The organism is Methylobacterium sp. UNC300MFChir4.1, from assembly GCF_900110155.1.
Lineage (GTDB): Bacteria > Pseudomonadota > Alphaproteobacteria > Rhizobiales > Beijerinckiaceae > Methylobacterium.
In genome coordinates this window covers 130,983-149,410 of record NZ_FOCS01000009.1, presented here as the reverse complement: position 1 = coordinate 149,410, position 18,428 = coordinate 130,983, and the positions used below count along the sequence as shown (strand labels likewise).

Annotated in this window: 20 protein-coding genes; 11 read left to right on the top strand and 9 right to left on the bottom strand. The window is 73.1% G+C overall.

The features are described from left to right. Window positions 1–84: 84 nt before the first annotated feature. The 4 genes from BMY19_RS14490 (at window position 85) to BMY19_RS14475 (ending at window position 2,349) form a co-directional block, all read left to right on the top strand. The gene (locus BMY19_RS14490) at window positions 85–321 is read left to right on the top strand and encodes a hypothetical protein (RefSeq protein ID WP_100252107.1); all 237 of its coding nucleotides are present in this window, start codon (window positions 85–87) and stop codon (window positions 319–321) included. Between the two features lie 111 nt (window positions 322–432). After that, window positions 433–1,350 carry a nucleoside triphosphate pyrophosphohydrolase gene (gene mazG / locus BMY19_RS14485; protein WP_091677476.1) on the top strand — a complete coding sequence of 306 codons (918 nt, stop codon included), beginning with the start codon at window positions 433–435 and terminating at the stop codon, window positions 1,348–1,350. Window positions 1,351–1,495: 145 nt separating this feature from the next. Then, window positions 1,496–1,873 carry a hypothetical protein gene (locus tag BMY19_RS14480; protein ID WP_020093302.1) on the top strand — a complete coding sequence of 126 codons (378 nt, stop codon included), beginning with the start codon at window positions 1,496–1,498 and terminating at the stop codon, window positions 1,871–1,873. A 146-nt stretch (window positions 1,874–2,019) separates the two neighbouring features. Then, window positions 2,020–2,349 carry a hypothetical protein gene (locus BMY19_RS14475; RefSeq protein WP_020093301.1) on the top strand — a complete coding sequence of 110 codons (330 nt, stop codon included), beginning with the start codon at window positions 2,020–2,022 and terminating at the stop codon, window positions 2,347–2,349. An 80-nt stretch (window positions 2,350–2,429) separates the two neighbouring features. Here the strand turns inward: BMY19_RS14475 and BMY19_RS14470 are convergent, their stop codons facing one another. From BMY19_RS14470 to pabB, 6 genes are all read right to left on the bottom strand, one after another. Further along, entirely contained in the window at window positions 2,430–2,975 is a 546-nt protein-coding gene (locus BMY19_RS14470; protein ID WP_091677482.1) for a YciE/YciF ferroxidase family protein, read from the bottom strand. Window positions 2,976–3,091: 116 nt separating this feature from the next. Then, window positions 3,092–3,274 (bottom strand): hypothetical protein, encoded by a 183-nt coding sequence (locus BMY19_RS14465; protein WP_026604943.1) that lies wholly within the window; start codon window positions 3,272–3,274, stop codon window positions 3,092–3,094. Window positions 3,275–3,408: 134 nt separating this feature from the next. Next, entirely contained in the window at window positions 3,409–3,915 is a 507-nt protein-coding gene (locus BMY19_RS14460; RefSeq protein ID WP_100252106.1) for a DoxX family protein, read from the bottom strand. Beyond that, window positions 3,912–4,775, bottom strand: a complete 864-nt coding sequence (locus BMY19_RS14455) for an aminotransferase class IV (RefSeq protein ID WP_100252105.1) — start codon at window positions 4,773–4,775, stop codon at window positions 3,912–3,914. Before BMY19_RS14455 ends, BMY19_RS14460 begins: the two co-directional genes overlap by 4 nt. After that, window positions 4,762–5,376 carry an anthranilate synthase component II gene (locus BMY19_RS14450; RefSeq protein ID WP_100252104.1) on the bottom strand — a complete coding sequence of 205 codons (615 nt, stop codon included), beginning with the start codon at window positions 5,374–5,376 and terminating at the stop codon, window positions 4,762–4,764. Before BMY19_RS14450 ends, BMY19_RS14455 begins: the two co-directional genes overlap by 14 nt. Further along, complete coding sequence (pabB, locus tag BMY19_RS14445) at window positions 5,373–6,746, bottom strand: aminodeoxychorismate synthase component I (protein ID WP_100252103.1); 1,374 nt, start codon at window positions 6,744–6,746, stop codon at window positions 5,373–5,375. The genes BMY19_RS14450 and pabB overlap by 4 nt, the downstream gene beginning before the upstream one ends. A gap of 357 nt (window positions 6,747–7,103) precedes the next feature. Here pabB and rimO point away from each other — a divergent pair, with 357 nt between their 5' ends. The 3 genes from rimO to BMY19_RS14430 all read left to right on the top strand — a co-directional run bounded on the left by rimO (window position 7,104) and on the right by BMY19_RS14430 (window position 10,234). Then, window positions 7,104–8,450 (top strand): 30S ribosomal protein S12 methylthiotransferase RimO, encoded by a 1,347-nt coding sequence (gene rimO, locus BMY19_RS14440; protein WP_100252102.1) that lies wholly within the window; start codon window positions 7,104–7,106, stop codon window positions 8,448–8,450. 192 nt (window positions 8,451–8,642) lie between these two features. Further along, window positions 8,643–9,725, top strand: a complete 1,083-nt coding sequence (gene dinB / locus BMY19_RS14435; protein WP_020093293.1) for a DNA polymerase IV — start codon at window positions 8,643–8,645, stop codon at window positions 9,723–9,725. Between the two features lie 284 nt (window positions 9,726–10,009). Next, window positions 10,010–10,234, top strand: coding sequence for a hypothetical protein (locus BMY19_RS14430; protein ID WP_100252101.1), 225 nt, complete (start codon window positions 10,010–10,012; stop codon window positions 10,232–10,234). A gap of 48 nt (window positions 10,235–10,282) precedes the next feature. On the opposite strand, the gene BMY19_RS14425 is transcribed toward BMY19_RS14430, so the two are convergent. The 3 genes from BMY19_RS14425 to BMY19_RS14415 all read right to left on the bottom strand — a co-directional run bounded on the left by BMY19_RS14425 (window position 10,283) and on the right by BMY19_RS14415 (window position 12,196). Beyond that, a complete protein-coding gene (locus BMY19_RS14425) occupies window positions 10,283–10,483 on the bottom strand; it encodes a hypothetical protein (RefSeq protein ID WP_056523028.1) in 201 nt (66 codons plus the stop codon). Window positions 10,484–10,582: 99 nt separating this feature from the next. Beyond that, the gene (pncA, locus tag BMY19_RS14420) at window positions 10,583–11,209 is read right to left on the bottom strand and encodes a bifunctional nicotinamidase/pyrazinamidase (RefSeq protein WP_100252100.1); all 627 of its coding nucleotides are present in this window, start codon (window positions 11,207–11,209) and stop codon (window positions 10,583–10,585) included. A 9-nt stretch (window positions 11,210–11,218) separates the two neighbouring features. Beyond that, window positions 11,219–12,196, bottom strand: a complete 978-nt coding sequence (locus BMY19_RS14415) for a quinone oxidoreductase family protein (protein ID WP_020093289.1) — start codon at window positions 12,194–12,196, stop codon at window positions 11,219–11,221. Window positions 12,197–12,386: 190 nt separating this feature from the next. On the opposite strand from BMY19_RS14415, the gene BMY19_RS14410 reads away from it, so the two are divergent. The 4 genes from BMY19_RS14410 to BMY19_RS14395 all read left to right on the top strand — a co-directional run bounded on the left by BMY19_RS14410 (window position 12,387) and on the right by BMY19_RS14395 (window position 18,334). Continuing rightward, window positions 12,387–12,683, top strand: a complete 297-nt coding sequence (locus tag BMY19_RS14410) for an FAD assembly factor SdhE (protein WP_020093288.1) — start codon at window positions 12,387–12,389, stop codon at window positions 12,681–12,683. 25 nt (window positions 12,684–12,708) lie between these two features. Continuing rightward, the gene (locus BMY19_RS14405) at window positions 12,709–12,939 is read left to right on the top strand and encodes a hypothetical protein (protein ID WP_020093287.1); all 231 of its coding nucleotides are present in this window, start codon (window positions 12,709–12,711) and stop codon (window positions 12,937–12,939) included. Between the two features lie 380 nt (window positions 12,940–13,319). Beyond that, a complete protein-coding gene (mfd, locus tag BMY19_RS14400) occupies window positions 13,320–16,916 on the top strand; it encodes a transcription-repair coupling factor (RefSeq protein ID WP_091677506.1) in 3,597 nt (1,198 codons plus the stop codon). A 65-nt stretch (window positions 16,917–16,981) separates the two neighbouring features. Further along, window positions 16,982–18,334 carry an AmpG family muropeptide MFS transporter gene (locus BMY19_RS14395; RefSeq protein WP_100252099.1) on the top strand — a complete coding sequence of 451 codons (1,353 nt, stop codon included), beginning with the start codon at window positions 16,982–16,984 and terminating at the stop codon, window positions 18,332–18,334. Window positions 18,335–18,428 lie beyond the last annotated feature (94 nt).

Genomic DNA, 18,428 nt, shown 5'->3' with positions numbered 1-18,428 from the left:
CCGCGGCCCGCGCGCCGTTGTCCCGCACGGGCGCGGCCCGGAGAGGCCGAGAGTGCGGCCGAGCGAGCTGCCGGGAGAGCTGCCATGAGCACGATCGCGATCCTGATCGGCACGCAGGCGGGGGCGCGCCTCCTGGCCGCCGCCTCCGCGCGGGAGGCGGCCCTCTCGGCCGAGGCCTTCCTGCTGCGCCTGCCCGTCCGCGCCCTCCCGGCGCCGCTCTGGGTGCAGTGCGCCGACCCGGCGGTCAGCGGCCGCCTCACCGGCTACCTGAACGGCCTGCAGGCCGAGCAGGTGCGCGAGCGCGACCCGAGCCGGGTCTGAGGCCCGGCGCTGAGGCCCGGCGCTGAGGCCCGGCGCTGAGGACCGACGCTGAGGACCGGCGATCCGTGAGACGCATTTCCCTGCGCCGCGCCATGCTCTAACCCCGTCCGCATGAGCGAGACACGCGACGCGGGCCGGTCCGGGGCGAGCGGGGGGCGGGACGCCGATCCCGCCGCGGAGGCGCCCCTGGGCCGGCTCCTGCGCCTGATGGCGACCCTGCGCGATCCCGTCGCCGGCTGCCCCTGGGACGTGGCGCAGAGCTTCGCCACCATCGTGCCCTACACCATCGAGGAGGCCTACGAGGTCGCCGACGCGGTGGCGCGGGGGGACCTCGGCGACCTGCGCGACGAGCTCGGCGACCTGCTGCTCCAGGTGGTGTTCCACGCCCGCATGGCCGAGGAGCGGGGCGCCTTCGCGTTCGACGACGTGGCCCGCGCCATCGGCGACAAGCTGGTCCGGCGCCACCCCCACGTCTTCACCCCGGACGGCGCGCCCCTGCCCGCCGGCTCGCCCCTGCGCGACCCCGCGGCGGTCGAGGCCCAGTGGGCGGCGATCAAGGCGCAGGAGCGGGCGGCCCGGCAGGCGGAGCGGCGGGACGCGGGGCTCGCGCCGGACCCGGCGCCCGACCCCCTCGGCGGCGTCGCGCGGGCGCTGCCGGCCCTCGCCCGGGCGGAGAAGATCTCCCGGCGGGCGGCCGCCTACGGCTTCGACTGGGACGACGCCGCCCAGGTCGTCGACAAGGTCCGCGAGGAGACCGACGAGGTCGCCGAGGCCCTGGCGGCGGGCGACCCGGAGGCCCTGTCCGAGGAGATCGGCGACCTCCTGTTCTCGGTGGCGAACCTCGCGCGGCACGCCGGGATCGACCCGGAGACCGCCCTGCGCGACGGCACCGCCAAGTTCGAGCGGCGCTTCGCCGCCATGGCGCGGCATCTCGCGGCGTCCGGGGGCGCCCTCGGCCGCTCCGACCTCGCCGCCATGGAGGCGGCGTGGCAGGCGGCCAAGCGCGACGAGGCGGCGGGACAGGCGTAGCGGCGCCGTCAGGCCGCCCCGCCCCGCCCCGCCCTGCCCGCTCACTCGCGGCCCGAGATGCCGGCTTGTCGCGGCGGATCCGTCGGGCTCCGAAACGGTGATCCGACGCGTTGGCGTTCCGGCGGGCGGGCGTTAAACCCGTGCCATGTTCGACGACGCGGCCGCTCGGCGCTACCTCGCGGGACTGGCCCCCGTGGCGGCGGGGTCGGTGCGCTGGCTCATCTACGATCACGACCGGCAATGGGTCTCGGTCGTGGACGGCGATCTCGTGTCCCTGCGGCAGGATTGCCTGCACGTCCTCGACGTCTCCGCGGAGGCGGACGCCACCGCGTCCCTCGTCGACGCGATCCGCGAGTTCCTCGCCGAAGGGACGGAGTGCACCCCGCAGATCGTCGCCCTCTCGTGCGCCGTGCTGATGCAGAGCGTCGGGGATCTCGACGCGGTCTTCGATCGGATCCGGTCCGGTGTCATGGCAACCCTCGTCTACGCCGAGGACGTCGTGGTCAGGCCCGTCGCCGGGTAGCGCGGATCGGCCCTCGCCCGGACGCGCCGCCCGACCGGGCCGGCTGCCTTCGCGGCTGCCTTCGCGGCGATCCCCGCGGCGATCCTCCGCGGCGCCCCCGCACGGCGAGGGCTCGACACGTCGCGACGCGCGGATATGTTCCGCGCATGCGCTTCGCCCTGCCCGCCCTCGCCGTCCTCGCCGTCACCGCCGCCCTGTCCCGGCCGGCCGCGGCCGAGACCATCCTCCAGGAGCGGTTCGGCTGCCACACCCAGGAGGTCACGGACCGCCTGTTCAAGCTGGTCATGGCGGGCGACGAGTCCGGGTTCGGCCAGCTGCTGCAGGGCAGCCTCGCCAGCGGCGAGTGCCGGTCGTTCAAGCCCGGCGAGGAGGTCCGGCTCGAGTCCCGGACGATGAGCTACGGCTGCCTCGCCCTGAAGGACACGCAGGATCGCTGCTACTGGACGCCGCTGAGCGCCATCGAGAAGACGAACTGACGGCGAACTGACGTCGCCCCCGGGGCCGCGGCGAACCGGCGCCCCAGGGGCGCCGGCTCGCCCGCGCGGCCGGTGCGCGGTCAGGCGGCCTTCTTCCCCCGGCCCTTCGACGGCTCCGCGTCCGGCTCCGCCCCGCCGGGCTCGCCCGCGGCGTTGATCGACTCGGCGATCTTCGAGAGCAGCGCGTCGGTCCGCTTCTCCTCCTGCAGGGTCTCGTCCAGGAGCTCGGCGGCGTCCGCGTAGCCGAGCTGGGCCGCCCAGGTCTTCAGGGTGCCGTAGCGGGCGATCTCGTAGTGCTCCACCGCCTGGGCGCAGGCGGCCAGCACCGCGTCGGCGGCCGGGCTGTCGGCGAAGTCGTCGAGATCCTCCTCCATCTCCGAGACGATGCCCTGCATCGCCTCGCAGGTCTTGGCCCGGGCCGGCTTGCCGATGATCTCGAAGACCTGCGTCAGGCGCTCCACCTGCTGGGCGCTCTCCTCGGCGTGGGTCTCGAAGGCCTGGCGCAGCTCGTCGTGCTCCGCCGCCTTGGCGGATTTCTTGAGGGCTTTCACCGACTGCTTCTCGGCGTAGTAGACGTCCTTCAGGGTCTCGTAGAAGGCGTCCTGCAGCGTCTTCTGCTTGGCCATTCGGTCTGTCTCCGCTGGTGTCCACGCGCCGTGTTCGGCGGCGTCCTCCGGGGAACTCCGGTCCGGCCGGCCGTATCCGGGCGATATCTTCGCCCTGTGGAGGAACCTTTCGGGGCTCAGCCGCCCGCCCCGTCCGGGCGCGGCTTCCGGCTGCCCCGCGGCGCGCCGCCCGGCTTCGGGCGCAGGCGGTCGAGGACCGTTTCCAGGGCGCGCTCCACCGCGTCGCGGTCCGGCACGGTCTCCGGCACCGCGTCCGGCGGAGGCGGGGGCGATCGGCCCGGGTCGCGGCGCTTCGGCATGTCGTCCGCCCGTATCGCCGCCGGGCCGACCGGTCTTCCGGCCCGCGCGGCGACTTCCGGCCGGTCGATCGGCCAGGATCCTGGGATCAAAGCCTGCCGGGATCCGGGGATCCGGGGATCCCGGGATCCTGTGATCAAGGTTCGCGGATGGTTGCCGGCGCGTCGGGATCCGGACCTTTCGGCGGCCGTGCCGGATCACCGGAGATCTCGGTCGCGCCCTGTCCGGACCCGCGGCGGCCGCCGAACGGCCAGTCGATCAGGCCGCCGGCCCAGAGCGCCGCCCAGACGAAGACCGGCTGAAACGCGAGCCGCGGCCCGTGGTACCACCAGGAATCCGGGATGCCCTCGACGTGGACGTGCTCGAACGCGTGCTTGAGGTTCGCCGGGTAGACGCAGACCGCGTAGAGGGCGAGGCCGAGCGCGGCCGCCCGGCGGAACCGCCCGGTGAGGAGGCCGACCGCGCCCGCGATCTCGCACAGGCCGGTCGCCAGGATGACGAGCCGCGGCTGCGGCACCCAGTCGGGCATGAGCGGCAGCATCGCGTCGGTCGCCACGAGGTGGACCACGCCGATGAACCCGTAGATCGCCGCGAGCGCGTAGCGCAGCCGGCGCCGCCAAGTCTCGATTGACGCCTCGGTCACGCGACCGCGTCCTCCGTGACGCCGCAGGCCTGCGCCAGGCGGGCGCGCAGGGCCGCCACGAGGCGGGTCACCGCCGGATGGCCGGCGCCCGGGCCGGCGCTCGGGAAGGCCGTGTCGCCGATGGCCGTCACGGGGGCCAGGAGCCGCAGGGAGTTGGTCAGGAACACGGCCTCCGCGCCGAGGAGATCGGGCAGGCCGAGCGACCGTTCCTCGGCCCGCAGCCCGCATCCGGCGGCGAGACCCAGCACCTCCGCCCGCACGATGCCGGCGAGCACGCCGTCCCCGAGCGGGGGCGTCACCAGATTGGCGCCGAACAGGGCGAAAAGATTGCCGGTGCCCGCGCAGGCGACGCGGCCCCGGGTGTTGCGGAACAGCGCCTCGTCGAACCCCGCGGCGGCGGCCTCGCGGGCGGCCAGCACCGCGTCGAGATAGCCCAGCGTCTTCAGGCGGGCGGCGGGGGAGGTGTCGTTGCGGGCGATGGCCGTCGGCCACAGGCGCAGGGGCGCGAAGGACGCGGCCCTGGCGCTCGCGGCCGCGGTGGCGAACAGGGTCGGGTTCGGCGCGTCCGGTGGCCTCAGGCCGCGCGGGCCGGAGCCGCGCGTCAGCGTGGTCCGGATCGCGAGCCGCTCCCCCTGACCCGCGAGGTCCCGCATGGCCGCACGGATCCGCTCGGGTTTGGCGGGGATCCCCAGCGTCTCCGCGGAGGCCACGAGCCGGGCGATATGGGCGTCCTCGAAGGCGACGCGGCCGCCGAGCGCCAGTGCGGTGTCGAACAGGCCGTCGCCGAGCGTCAGGCCGCGGTCGGTGTGGTCGAGCGGAGCCGTGGTTCCGGGCAGAAGCGCCCCGTCACGCCACAGCATCGCGGCGCCCCTCCGGCCTCTCCCGCCACGCGCGGGCGAGATCCAGGAAATTGGCGAACAGGGCGTGGCCGCCCTCGGTCAGGACCGATTCCGGGTGGAACTGGATGCCGTAGGTCGGGTGGGTGCGGTGCGACAGCGCCATCACCTCCCCCTCCTGCGAGACCGCGTCGACCGAGAGGTGCCTGTCCATCGCGGGCCCGGGCGTCACCACCAGCGAGTGGTAGCGCCCCACCGGCATCGGCGCCGGCAGCCCGGAGAACAGCCGCGCGCCCGTATGGGCGATCGGCGTCATCTGCCCGTGCAGGGGCCGCTGCGCCCGCGCGACCGTGCCGCCGAAGGCCGCGCCGATCGCCTGGTGGCCGAGGCAGACGCCGAGGATCGGCACCTCCCCCGACAGGTCCCGGATCGCCGGCAGGGAGATCCCGGCCTCCGCGGGGGTGCAGGGCCCGGGCGAGACCACCAGCGCCTCGGGGGCGAGCGCCCGGATGCCGGCCACGTCCAGCGCGTCGTTGCGCACGACCCGGACCGTCTCGCCGAGCTCCTCCAGGTAGCGGACGACGTTGAAGACGAACGAGTCGTAATTGTCGAGGACGAGGATCATGCGAAGGCCTCGAACACGCGGGCGGCCTTGGCCAGGGTCTCGTCGTATTCCGGGCCCGGCTCCGACAGCAGCGTCACCCCGCCGCCCGCCTGCAGCACCGCCTGCCGCGCGTCCATGAACACGGTGCGGATCGCGATCGACGTGTCGAGCGCCCCGTCGAAGCCGATCCGGCCGATGGCGCCGCAGTAGAGTTCCCGCGCGTCGCCCTCGATCTCCGTGATGATGTCCATGGCGCGGATCTTCGGCGCGCCCGTGATCGAGCCGCCCGGGAAGGTCCCTTCCAGGAGGTCGAGGGCGTCGAGCCCGTCGCGGAGGTCGCCGGTCACCACCGACACCAGATGGTGGACGTTGGCGTAGGTCTCCAGGCCGCACAGGGTCGGCACGGCGACGGTGCCCGGCCGGCAGACCCGCGACAGGTCGTTGCGCAGTAGGTCGACGATCATGACGTTCTCGGCCCGCTCCTTGACGCTGGCCTGGAGCGCCTCGGCCGCCGCCCGGTCGGCCGCCGGGTCGTCGAGGCGGCGGGCGGTGCCCTTGATCGGGCGCGTCTCCACGTGCCGTCCGTCGAGGCGGATGAACCGCTCCGGCGAGGACGAGGCGACGGTCAGGCCCTCCTGTTCCAGGTAGGCCCCGAAGGTCGCCGGGTTGGTCTCGCGCAGCCGCCGGTAGAGGGCGAACGGGTCGAAGCCGGCCGGCAGGTCGGCGACGAAGCGCTGGGCGATGTTGGCCTGGTAGATGTCGCCGGCCCGGATGTAGGTGCGGACCTTTTCGACTGCTTCTTCATAGCTTTGGCGGTCGAAGTTCGAGCGCCACGCGAGCGGCTGGGCCGTCCGGGCAGGGGCCGGGACCGGCGGCTCCGCGCCGCCGAGCAGGTCGGCGAAGCGGGCGAGCCGCGCCTCCGCGCGGGCCCGCCGCGCGTCCGGCGCGGTCTCGGGGAAACCCGTGGCGACGAGCCGGCCCGTGCCGGCGGCGTGGTCGACGACCAGCGCGGTGTCGTAGAGGTTCAGCGCGATGTCGTCGGTGAGCCCCGCCCGCCGGGCGGGCGGCGCCACCCGCTCCAGCGCCGCGCCGAGGTCGTAGGCGAGGTACCCGATCGCCCCGCCGGGGAACGGCTCCGGGCCTGCCTCGAGCCGGTAGGGTTCGAGGCAGGCCCGGAGCGCGGCCATCGGGCCGCCCGCCACCGGCCTCCCGTCGAGGGTCGCGCGCCCGTCGCGGTAGCGGAACCGCGCGAACGGGTCGGCGGCCACGATCGAGTGCCGCCCCAGCGGGTCGTGCCGCATGGCGCTGTCGAGGAAGGCGAGCCCGGGCAGGGCGCGCAGCCGGGCCGCCGCCGCGACGGGATCGATGAAGGGGATCTCTCGGGTCCACATGACCGGGTTCGGGGCCGTTATCCTCGGGCTGTGCGTCATCCGCTGCCGTCGCACAGGCGATGCCGCGGGGGAAGCGGCAGTTCCACGCAGGCCCCGCCGCCGCGCGCGGGCGGGCCGTGTCCGGGGCGCAGGGCCGCGCCGCCCAATCCTGATGTGGGGTCTGAGGAGCCGGCCGCAAAGCTCTGCCGTAGCGATAGGATCCGCGCCCGGGCTCAGGCTCGCGCGCAGGGCCGGGCACCCCTGCGGCGGCCGGCCTCGCGCGGAGGCGCGGGAGCCTGTATAGGAGCGCGACCCCGAATTCCTGGTCCCGCGCGCCGGGCGGCCGATCGCCCCGCCGGACTGTCCGACCCGAATGCCATGACCGCCACGCCCGCTCCCCGCGGCCCCGCTCCCGGCGCCGCCCCGAAAATCTCGTTCGTCTCGCTGGGCTGCCCGAAGGCGCTGGTCGATTCCGAGCGGATCCTCACCCATCTGCGCGCCGAGGGCTACGAGCTGGCCCGGCGGCACGACGGCGCCGACGTGGTGATCGTCAACACCTGCGGCTTCCTCGATTCCGCCAAGGCGGAGTCGCTCTCGGCCATCGGCGAGGCCATGGCGGAGAACGGCCGCGTCATCGTCACCGGCTGCATGGGCGCGCAGCCGGAGGAGATCCGCGAGAAGTACCCCGACCTCCTGGCGGTGACCGGGCCCCAGGCCTACGAGTCGGTGGTGGCGGCCGTCCACGAGGCGGTGCCGCCGGCCCACGACCCGTTCCTCGACCTCGTGCCGCCGCAGGGGATCAAGCTCACCCCGCGCCACTACGCCTACCTGAAGATCTCGGAGGGGTGCAGCAACCGCTGCAGCTTCTGCATCATCCCGAGCTTGCGCGGGAACCTCGTCAGCCGCCCCGCCGCCGACGTGCTGCGCGAGGCCGAGAAACTGGTGAAGGCCGGCGTGAAGGAGCTGCTGGTCGTCAGCCAGGACACCAGCGCCTACGGCGTCGACATCCGCTACAGCGAGAGCCCGTGGCGCGACCGCCAGGTCCGCGCCAAGTTCTACGACCTCACCAAGGAACTCGGCGAGCTCGGCGCCTGGGTGCGGCTGCACTACGTCTACCCCTACCCGCACGTGGACGAGGTCATCCCGCTGATGGCCGAGGGCAAGGTGCTGCCCTATCTCGACATGCCGCTCCAGCACGCGAGCCCCTCCGTGCTCAAGCGCATGCGCCGCCCCGGCAACCAGGAGCGCCAGCTCGACCGGATCCGCAGCTGGCGGCAGACCTGCCCGGACCTCGCGATCCGCTCGACCTTCATCGTCGGCTTCCCCGGCGAGACCGAGGCCGAGTTCGAGGAGCTGCTCGCTTGGCTGCAGGAGGCCAAGCTCGATCGGGTCGGCTGCTTCGAGTACGAGCCGGTGGCCGGCGCCACCGCCAACGCGCTGGGCGACCTCGTGCCGCCGGCGGTGAAGGCCGAGCGCAAGCGCCGGTTCATGGAGACCCAGAACGGCATCGCGCTCCGGCTGCAGCGGGCCAAGGTCGGCAAGCGGCTGCCCGTCATCGTCGATTCGGTCGAGGGCGGGGTGGCGCGGGGCCGGTCCAAGGCCGACGCGCCGGAGATCGACGGCAATGTCCACGCCGCGTTCCGGCGCCCGGTGCGGGTCGGCGACATCGTCACGGTGAAGATCGACCGGGCCGAGGCCTACGACCTCTACGGCAGCGTCGCCTGACGGCAGACCCCGTCTTTGCGAGCGCAGCGAAGCAATCCAGGGATGCGCTGCGCTCGGGGACGTCGCGCTGCGCTCGCGATGACGGGCGCGGACCGGACTCCTGTTGACGCCGCGTCCGACGCGGCTTGACCCCGCCCGCCCCGCGCGGTCTTTCGGAACAGATCAGGAACTTGGTCGGGACCCGAGGCGGCGATGGATCCGGAGGTCGCGCTCCGAAAGATCATCCACATCGACATGGACGCGTTCTACGCCTCCGTGGAGCAGCGCGACGACCCGTCGCTGCGCGGCCGGCCGCTGGCGGTCGGCGGCTCCCGGGAGCGCGGGGTGGTGGCCGCTGCGAGCTACGAGGCCCGAAAATTCGGTGTCCGCTCCGCCATGCCGTCGGCCACCGCGCGGCGGCTGTGCCCGGACCTGCTGTTCGTGAAGCCGCGCTTCGAGGTCTACCGGGCGGTCTCCGAGGAGATCCGGGCGGTCTTCGCCCGGCACACGGCCATCATCGAGCCGGTGGCCCTCGACGAGGCCTATCTCGACGTCACCGAGAACCTCCTGGGCCTCCCGACGGCGACGGCCGTGGCGAAGGCGATCCGGGCCGAGATCCTGGAGCGCACCGGGCTCATCGCCTCGGCCGGGGTCTCGTACAACAAGTTCCTCGCCAAGGTGGCGTCCGACCACCGCAAGCCCGACGCCCTGTTCGTCATCACCCCCGCCATGGGGCCGGACTTCGTGGCGGCGCTGCCGATCGGCCGGTTCCACGGCGTCGGCCCGGTCACCGAGGCGAAGATGAAGCGGCTCGGGATCGAGACCGGGGCGGATCTGCGCGCCTGGACGCCGGAGCGCCTGCGCGAGACCTTCGGCTCCGCGGGCGCCTACTACCACGCGGTCGCCCGGGGCATCGACGCGCGGCCGGTGCGCGCCCACCGGGTGCGCAAGTCGATCGGCGCCGAGACCACCTTCTCGGACGACACGGCCGCTTTCGAGGTCCTGGCCGCCCGGCTGGCGCCGCTGTTCGACAAGGTCTGGGCGGGCGCCGACGCCAAGGGCATGCGCGCCCGGACCGTGACCCTGAAGCTCAAGTTCTCGGATTTCGCGCAGGTCACCCGGGCGAAGTCCCTCGCCGTGCCGGTGGCCGACCGGGCCGCCCTGGAGCGGATCGGCCTCGACCTGCTCGCCGGCCTGTTCCCCCTGCGCCGCAGCGCGCGGCTGATCGGGGTGTCGCTGTCGGGCTTCGCGCAGGACGCGCCGGAGGCGCCGCTCCAGCTCGGGCTGGCGCTCTGACACGGCCTCCGGGGCAGGCCCACGCTCCGTCATCACGGGCGCAGCGAAGTGACCCCGGGCAGCAGGACATCGGTCAGCGTGGCTCTGGCCCTGGATCGCCTCGCTCCACTCGCAACGACGACGGTGGGGAAGCATCAACCGGAAAGCGATGGAGCCGCCGCCGTCATGCACGACACGGCGCCTGTGCGGTTCCGCACGTCGGGAAGGCCGGGTCGATCGCAGAGCGGAGCGATCCGGTCCGGATCAGGGTTTCTCGAGCCCGCGCGAACACAAGGACCCTGTCGATGCCGAAGCCCGCCCGCCTGGCCCTGGCCGCCGCGCTTCTATCGGCCCTCGCGGCGGGCGCCGCCCGCGCGGACGGCACATCCGCTTTCGGGGCCGCCAACGCGGCCCAGCTCCGGGGCTACACCGCGAGCCCGGCCCAGGTCTACGTTCCGGCAGGCGGCCCGAGCGCCAAGCCCGCGGCCCCCGCACCGCAGCGGCCGAAGGCGCCGGCGCGCAGTCGCTGAGATCGACCCGGGCCGCACCGGCCCGGGCATCCGGTCACGCGTTCTCGGTCACGCGTTCTTGCGCGGCCGGTGGTCGGGGTCGACGCCGCCGTCGAGCTTCGTCTCGTTGTCGACGTCGCCCTCGAAGGTCGAATCCGCCTGCAGATCCGCCGGGTCGGCGCCGCTCATCCCCTTCGAGGTGCCGATCCCGGGATTGCCCTTGAGGTCGGCGTCCGTGGGCGTGTCGGTCTTCGGGTGCTTGGATGACATGCAGGCTCCTGTCGGATGCTGATGTCGGGCCAACGCGTCGGCGCGGGGCCGGTCTCCCGCGCGGCGTGCGGCGGTTCGCCTCCCGGTCCCCGCACGCCCTCAGCCGATCTCCGCCGCGGCGATCCGGCGGACGCCCGCCGCCTCCATCCGCGCCCAGGCCCGCGCGAGCGACCCGTCCACGTCGATCCCGCGCACCGCGTCCGCCACCACGAGGACGTCGAACCCCGCGTCGCGCGCGTCGAGCGCGCTCCAGGCGACGCAGAAATCGGTGGCGAGGCCGCACACGGCGACGCGGGTGATGCCGCGCTCCCGGAGCGCCCCGGCGAGGCCGGTGCGCGTGGCCCGGTCGGCTTCCAGGAAGGCCGAGTAGCTGTCGACCCGCGGATCCAGCCCCTTGCGCACCACCAGGCTCGCCCGGTTGGTGGCGAGGTCCGGCGCGAAGGCGGCCCCGGGGCTGCCCTGGACGCAGTGGCGCGGCCACAGCACCTGCGGCCCGTAGGGCAGCGTCACGGTCTCGAACGGGGCCCGCCCCGGATGGGTCTCGGCGAAGGAGACGTGATCGGCCGGATGCCAGTCCTGCATCAGCACCACGTGCCGGAAGCGGTGCTGGAGGTCGTTGATCGGGCCGATCACCGCGTCGCCCCCCGGGACGGGGAGCGCCCCGCCCGGCAGGAAGTCGACCTGCACGTCGACGACGAGGAGCAGGTCGGCGTTGCCGGGCGTCACGGTCGGTCCCTACGGCAGCATCACGATCGAGCCGGTGGTCTCCCGGCCGGCGAGGTCGCGGTGCACCTGCTGCGCCTCGGCCAGCGGGTAGGTGGCGTTGACCGCGATCTTCACCGCGCCGTCGCGGACCACCTTGAACAGGCGGGCGGCCGCCTCCTCCAGGGTGGCGCGGTTCGACGAGAAGGTCGCGAGCGTCGGGCGCGTCACGTAGAGCGAGCCGCGCGGGGCCAGCAGGCCGAGGTCGAGCCCGGTGATCGCCCCGGAGGCAGAGCCGAAGCTCGCCAGCAGGCCGAGCGGCGCGAGGCTGTCCAGGGAGCCCATCAGGGTCGCCTGCCCGACGCCGTCGTAGACCACCGGCACGCCCTTGCCGCCGGTGATCTCGCGCACGCGCTTGGCCACGTCCTCCTCGCGGTAGAGGATGACGTGGTCGCAGCCGTTCTGCTTGGCGAGCTCCGCCTTCTCGGGGCTGCCGGCGGTGCCGATCACGGTGGCGCCGAGGTGCTTGGCCCACTGGCACGCGATCAGGCCGACGCCGCCGGCGGCGGCCTGCCACAGGATCGTGTCGCCGGGCTTCACCGCGTAGGTCCGGTGCAGCAGGTACTCGACGGTCAGGCCCTTGAGCATCATGGCGGCGGCGGTCTTCTCGTCGACCCCGTCGGGGATCGGCACGGCCGCCGAGGCCGGGATCACCGGCTCCTCGGCGTAGCAGCCGTCCGCCACCGAGCCGTAGGCGACCCGGTCGCCGGCCTTGAACTGGGTCACGCCCTCGCCCACCGCCGTGACGGTGCCGGCGCCCTCCTTGCCGGGGGTGTAGGGCATGTGCGGGGACTTGTAGGCGCCGGTGCGGAAGTAGATGTCGATGAAGTTGACGCCGATGGCGGCCTGCCTGACCCGGATCTGCCCGGGACCCGGCTCGGCCAGGGGCACGTCCTCGAAGCGCATCACCTCGGGACCGCCGTACTCGTAGACCCGGATCGCCTTCGGCATCGTTGGACTCCCGCTCGCCGCCCCGTCCGGGGCGTTGCAGCCCGAGATAACGGACCGCCCGCCGGAGGCAATTCGTTTTTGGCCTCTCGCGCCCCGGTTGTAACCCGCCCGGCCGCGGCCCCGTTCTGGATCCGCCGGACCCGGACGCCTATCTAGGCCCTGCGATTCCCTGAGCCGAGGTCCGACATCCATGTCCGGCACCACCCGCACGAGCGCCGACCTCGATCCGCGCCGCCGCCGCCTCCTCTACCGCGCTTGGCACCGGGGCATCCGCGAGATGGACCTGATCATGGGCCGCTTCGCCGATGCCGAGATCGGCGACCTCTCGGAAGCGGAGCTCGACCAGTTCGAGGCGCTGATCGAGGTGCCGGACCGCGACCTGTTCAAGTGGCTGACCGGCGAGGTCGAGACGCCCACGAACTACGACACGTCGGTCTGGCGGCGGGTGCGGGCGTTCCACCGGCACGACGCGCCGATCCACTCCTGAGAGCGACCGGTCGAGAGAGCCCGCGATGGACGAACCGAAGCCCAACTACGACCACCCGGCCCGGTCGATCGCCACCGAGCTGGTGGTGCGCATCATGCTGGAGATGATGGAGCGCTCCGATCCGGCACTCCGCGCCGAGATCCTGCGGCAGGCGACGGCGCGCGCCGCCGCGATGACCGAGCACATGCCCAACGCGGACTTCTTCCGCGGCCGGGTCGAGGCGGCGCTGGCGGAGATCGTCGGGCCGGACGCCTGAGGGGCGTAAGCCGCGGGCTTCCGTCTCATCCGATCGAAAAGCTCGGCCGATGCGGCCCGCTCCGTCATCACGAGCGCAGCGATGTGACCCAGGGCAGCGCGACGTCCGAAGGTGCGGCGCCGCTGGATCGCTTCGCTGCGCTCGCAAAGACGATGGGGCCGTCTCTTCCCCCTGGGAGAGGCGATCCGCAAGGTGCTCTGGGCCGGGCCGCGCGTGTTCCCGAAGCGCGGCCGAACAGCCGTTCCATGCCGCGGCAGAACCGCCATATAGGATGCGTTCAGCCGTGACCCCGGGGACGCTTTATCGCGGCGGCCCGATCGGCTAACGCCACCCGACCTCCTCCCCTGACGCGCCCGGCGGGATTTCCCGCGAAAGACCCGATGGCCAAGCCTCAGCCGAAGCCCCCCGCCCCCGCCGCCAAGCCGCAGGTCGCGCGCTTCGCGCTGCCGAAATCCTCCGCGCTCGCCCGGGCGATCGACGCCCTCAAGCGCGGCGACAGCCCGGTCCTGGCGAACGCCCCGGAGGGCTTCGACGCGCTGGCGCTCGCCGACCTCGCCCGCGCCCTGGCGCCCACCGTCGACGCGCCGGCGGTGCTGGTCCACGTGGCGCGCGATTCCGGGCGCTCGGCGGCCTTCCAGGCGGCCCTCGGCTTCGTCGCGCCCGAGATGGACGTGATGAGCCTGCCGGCCTGGGACTGCCAGCCCTACGACCGGGTCTCGCCGACGACGGCGGTCGCCGCCGCCCGGATGACGGCGCTCGCCCGCCTCGCCCGCACCCGCTCGGCCGAGGACCGCCCGCGCATCCTCTGCACCACGGTCAACGCCCTGGTGCAGCGGGTCCCGCCCCGCGCCCACATCGCCAAGGAGGCGTTCTCGGCGGCGATCGGCAACGTCGTGTCGATGGACGACGTGGTGGCCTGGGTCGAGGCCAACGGCTTCCTGCGCACCGGGACGGTGCGCGACACCGGCGAGTACGCGGTCCGCGGCGGCATCCTCGACCTGTCGCCCCCCGGCCTGCCGGCCCCGATCCGCCTCGACTTCTTCGGCGACACGCTGGAATCGATCCGCGCCTTCGACCCGGAGACGCAGCGCACCACCGGGCAGCTCCGCTCGCTCGACCTGATGCCGATGAGCGAGGTCCAGCTCACCACGGAGACCATCCGCCGCTTCCGCCAGAACTACATCCAGAGCTTCGGGGCGGCGACCCGGGACGACCGGCTCTACGAGACGGTGAGCGAGGGGCGGCGCTACGCCGGCCTCGAGCACTGGATGCCGCTGTTCTACGACCACCTCGACACGCTGTTCGACTACCTCGGCGGCGTGCCGCTGGTCTTCGACCCGCAGGTGGAGGACGCTGCCGCCGAGCGGATCGCGCTCGTCCAGGACTATTACCAGGCCCGCGAGGGCGCGATGAAGACGCCGCAGCCCGGCGTCGCCCCCTACAAGCCCCTGCCGCCCCGCGCCCTCTACCTGACGCCGAACGAGCTGAAGGAGCGGATCGGCACCGCCACCGTGGCGCGGCTGACCCCGTTCGCGCAGCCCGAATCGTCCGAGCGCGCGGTGATCGATTGCGGCGCCAAGGCCGGACGGAGCTTCGCCCCCGAGCGGGCCGACGAGAATGCCAGCGTGTTCGACGCCGCGGTGGCGCATATCCGCGATCTCCAGGGATCCGGTCATCACGTGATCCTGGGAGCTTGGTCCGACGGGTCGCGCGACCGGCTCTGCGGTGTGCTCACCGACCACGGCCTGAGGAAGCCCGTGGCGATCACCCGGCTCACCGACGTCTACGCGCTCAAGCGCGGCACCGACGCGGCCGTGGCCGTCTGGGGCCTGGAGGCGGGCTTCACCGCGGGCGAACTCGCCGTCGTCTCCGAGGGCGATATCCTGGGCGACAGGCTGGTCCGCCAGAAGCGCAAGGCCAAGCGGCCCCAGGACGTGATCCTGGAGGTGCAGGCGCTCCAGCCCGGCGACCTCGTGGTCCACGCCGACCACGGCATCGGCCGGTTCGTGGGCCTCAAGACGATCCACGCCGCCGGCGCCCCGCACGATTGCCTGGAGCTGCAATACACCGGCGGCCTGCTGCTCCTGCCGGTGGAGAATATCGAGCTCCTGACCCGCTACGGCTCGGAGGATTCCGAGGTCGCCCTCGACCGGCTCGGCGGCGGCGCGTGGCAGGCCCGCAAGGCCAAGATGAAGCGCCGCATCCTCGAGATGGCGGGCGAGCTGATCAAGGTCGCGGCCCAGCGCTTCGTCCGGAAGGCCCCGTCCCTGCAGGCGCCCGAGGGGCTCTACGGCGAGTTCGCCGCCCGCTTCCCGTTCGAGGAGACCGAGGATCAGGCCAACGCCATCGACGCGGTGCTGGACGACCTCAATGCCGGCCGCCCGATGGACCGGCTGGTCTGCGGCGATGTCGGCTTCGGCAAGACCGAGGTGGCGCTCCGCGCCGCCTTCGCGGCGGCGATCTCCGGCAAGCAGGTGGCGGTGATCGTCCCGACCACGCTGCTGGCCCGCCAGCACTACCGGACCTTCGCCGAGCGCTTCAAAGGGCTGCCGGTCCAGGTGGCGCAGCTCTCCCGCTTCGTCTCGGCGGGGGAGATGAAGCAGACCCGCGCCGGGCTCATCGCCGGCACGGTCGACATCGTGGTCGGCACCCACGCCCTCTTGGCGAAGAACATCGCCTTCAAGGATCTCGGCCTGATCATCGTGGACGAGGAGCAGCATTTCGGCGTCGCCCACAAGGAGCGGCTGAAGGCGCTCCAGGCGGACGTCCACGTGCTGACGCTCTCGGCGACGCCGATCCCGCGCACGCTCCAGCTCGCCATGACGGGGGTTCGCGAGCTCTCGATCATCGCCACCCCGCCGGTCGACCGGCTGGTGGTGCGCACCTTCGTGACGCCGTTCGACCCGCTGACCATCCGCGAGGCCCTGCTGCGCGAGCGCTACCGCGGCGGCCAGTCCTTCTACGTCGTGCCGCGGATCGAGGATCTGGCCGAGGTCAAGAAATTCCTCGACGCCGAGATGCCCGAGATCAAGGTCGCGGTCGCCCACGGCCAGATGGCGGCCGGCCAGCTCGAGGACGTGATGACGGCCTTCTACGAGGGCAAGTTCGACGTCCTGCTCTCGACCACGATCGTGGAATCCGGCCTCGACATCCCCACCGCCAACACGCTGATCGTGCACCGGGCCGACATGTTCGGGCTGGCCCAGCTCTACCAGCTGCGCGGCCGCGTCGGGCGCTCGAAGGCCCGCGCCTACGCGCTGTTCACGACCCCGGCGAACCGCCAGCTCACCGCCCAGGCCGAGCAGCGCCTCAAGGTGCTCCAGAGCCTCGACACGTTGGGCGCGGGCTTCCAGCTCGCCTCCCACGACCTCGACATCCGCGGCGCCGGCAACCTGCTCGGCGACGCGCAGTCGGGCCACATCAAGGAGGTCGGCTACGAGCTCTACCAGCAGATGCTGGAGGACGCGGTGACGGCGCTCAAGGCCGGCATCGAGGACGTGCCCGAGGAGGCGTGGTCGCCGACCATCGCGCTCGGCGCGCCGGTCACGATCCCGGAGGATTACGTCGAGGATCTGGGCGTCCGGCTGGCGCTCTACCGCCGGCTCGCCACCATCCAGGACGATGCCGAGATGGAGAGCTTCGGCGCCGAGCTGATCGACCGGTTCGGGCCGCTGCCGCCGGAGGTGGAGCAGCTCCTCAAGATCGGCACGATCAAGATCCTCTGCCTCAAGGCGAACGTCGAGAAGGTCGAGGCCGGGCCGAAGGGTGTGGTGGTCCATTTCCGCGACCGCTCCTACGCCAACCCGCAGGGGCTCGTGGCCTTCGTCGCCGAGCAGGCGTCGTTCGCGAAGGTGCGGCCCGACATGAGCGTGGTGTTCGTGCGCGAGCTGAACACGGTCCCGGCCCGGCTCAAGACCGCCACCGAGGTGCTGCGCAGTCTCGTGAAGATCGCCGAGCGGGGGAAGAAGGCGGCGTGAGGGGCGGGGGCGTCGCGCCCCGGCGAGACCCCTCATCCTGCGGGGCGGCTTGAGGAGACGCGTGGATGGCAGACCCGGCGCCGATCACCGGCGCGCCCGAGCCGGTGAAGGCCGCGCCGGGCGCCTTCCTCACGCCCCTGTTCACCGACCGGCGCGTCGCCGCGGTGCTGGGGCTCGGCTTCGCGCAGGGTATCCCGTTCCTGCTCGTCTACGCGACGCAGTCGGCGTGGCTCGTCCAGGCGAAGGTGCCGCTCGCCACGATCGGGCTGATGAGCGAGCTCACCATCGCCTACAAGCTCAAGTTCCTCTGGGCCCCCTTCCTCGACCGCCACGACGCGCCGCTCATCGGCCGCTGGCTCGGGCGGCGCCGCGGCTGGATCGTCGCCACGCAGATCCTCGTCGCCCTGGCGCTGGCGGGCGTCGCCTTCGGCGACCCGGCCCACTGGCTCGCCTGGACGGTGGCGTTCTCCCTGGCGCTCGGCGTCGCGGGCGCCACCCAGGACGTGGTGATCGACGGCTGGCGCATCACCGCCGCGCCGCCCGAGCAGCAGGCGCTGATGTCGTCCTGGGCCGAGATCGGCTTCCGGATCGGCAACCTCGCGGCCGGCGCCGGCGCGCTCTACCTGTCCGACGCGTATGGCTGGCGCGTGGCCTACCTGTGCATGGCCGCGCTCATGGCGCCCGGCACGGTCGCGGCCCTGCTGGCGCCCGAACCCCCCGTCCCCGAGACCCCCGCCACCGGCGGCTTCGTCGAGACCGTCTGGGCGCCGATCCGCGACCTCCTCGCCCGGCTCGGGCCGCTCGCCCTGCCGGTGCTGGCGCTGGTCGCGGGCTTCCGGATGCCCGGCTACGTCTCGAATGCCATGGCGATCCCGCTGTTCAAGACGCTCGGCTACACCAACACCGACATCGCGACGGTGACGAAGCTGTTCGGCTTCTGGATCGCGCTCGGGGGCACCTTCCTGGCGAGCGCCATCATCCCGCGGATCGGCATGATGGCGAGCCTGCTCATCGGCACCGTGACGGCCTCGGCCTCCCACCTCGCGCTGGCCTACCTCGCCTGGCACGGCGGCCACGGCGGCGCGGCGTTCTGGACCTTCGCGCTGACCGTCGGGATCGACGGCTTCGCCTACGCCTTCGCGTCGATCGTGCTGATCACCTACATGTCGCGGCTCTCGGCCACCGCCCACGCGGCGAGCCAGTACGCCCTGCTGACCTCGCTCTGCGCCCTGCCCGGCAGCCTGCTCGCGGGGTTCTCGGGCTTCGTGATCGAGTGGACCGGGTTCGCGTGGTTCTTCGTCGGCACGTCCCTCATCGGCGTGCCGGTGGCCCTGCTCTGCCTGCTGGTCGCGCGCCGGCACGGGCCGATGGAGCCGGCGGCCGACGCGGCCGGGAACGCGCCGAATCGGGCCACCTGAGGCTGTGTCCCAACACGGGAACGCCCGCGGAAACTGTCTCTTTAGCGGGGATTAACCACAGCACGGCTTAATGGGGTGGACGGTTGATGTCCTC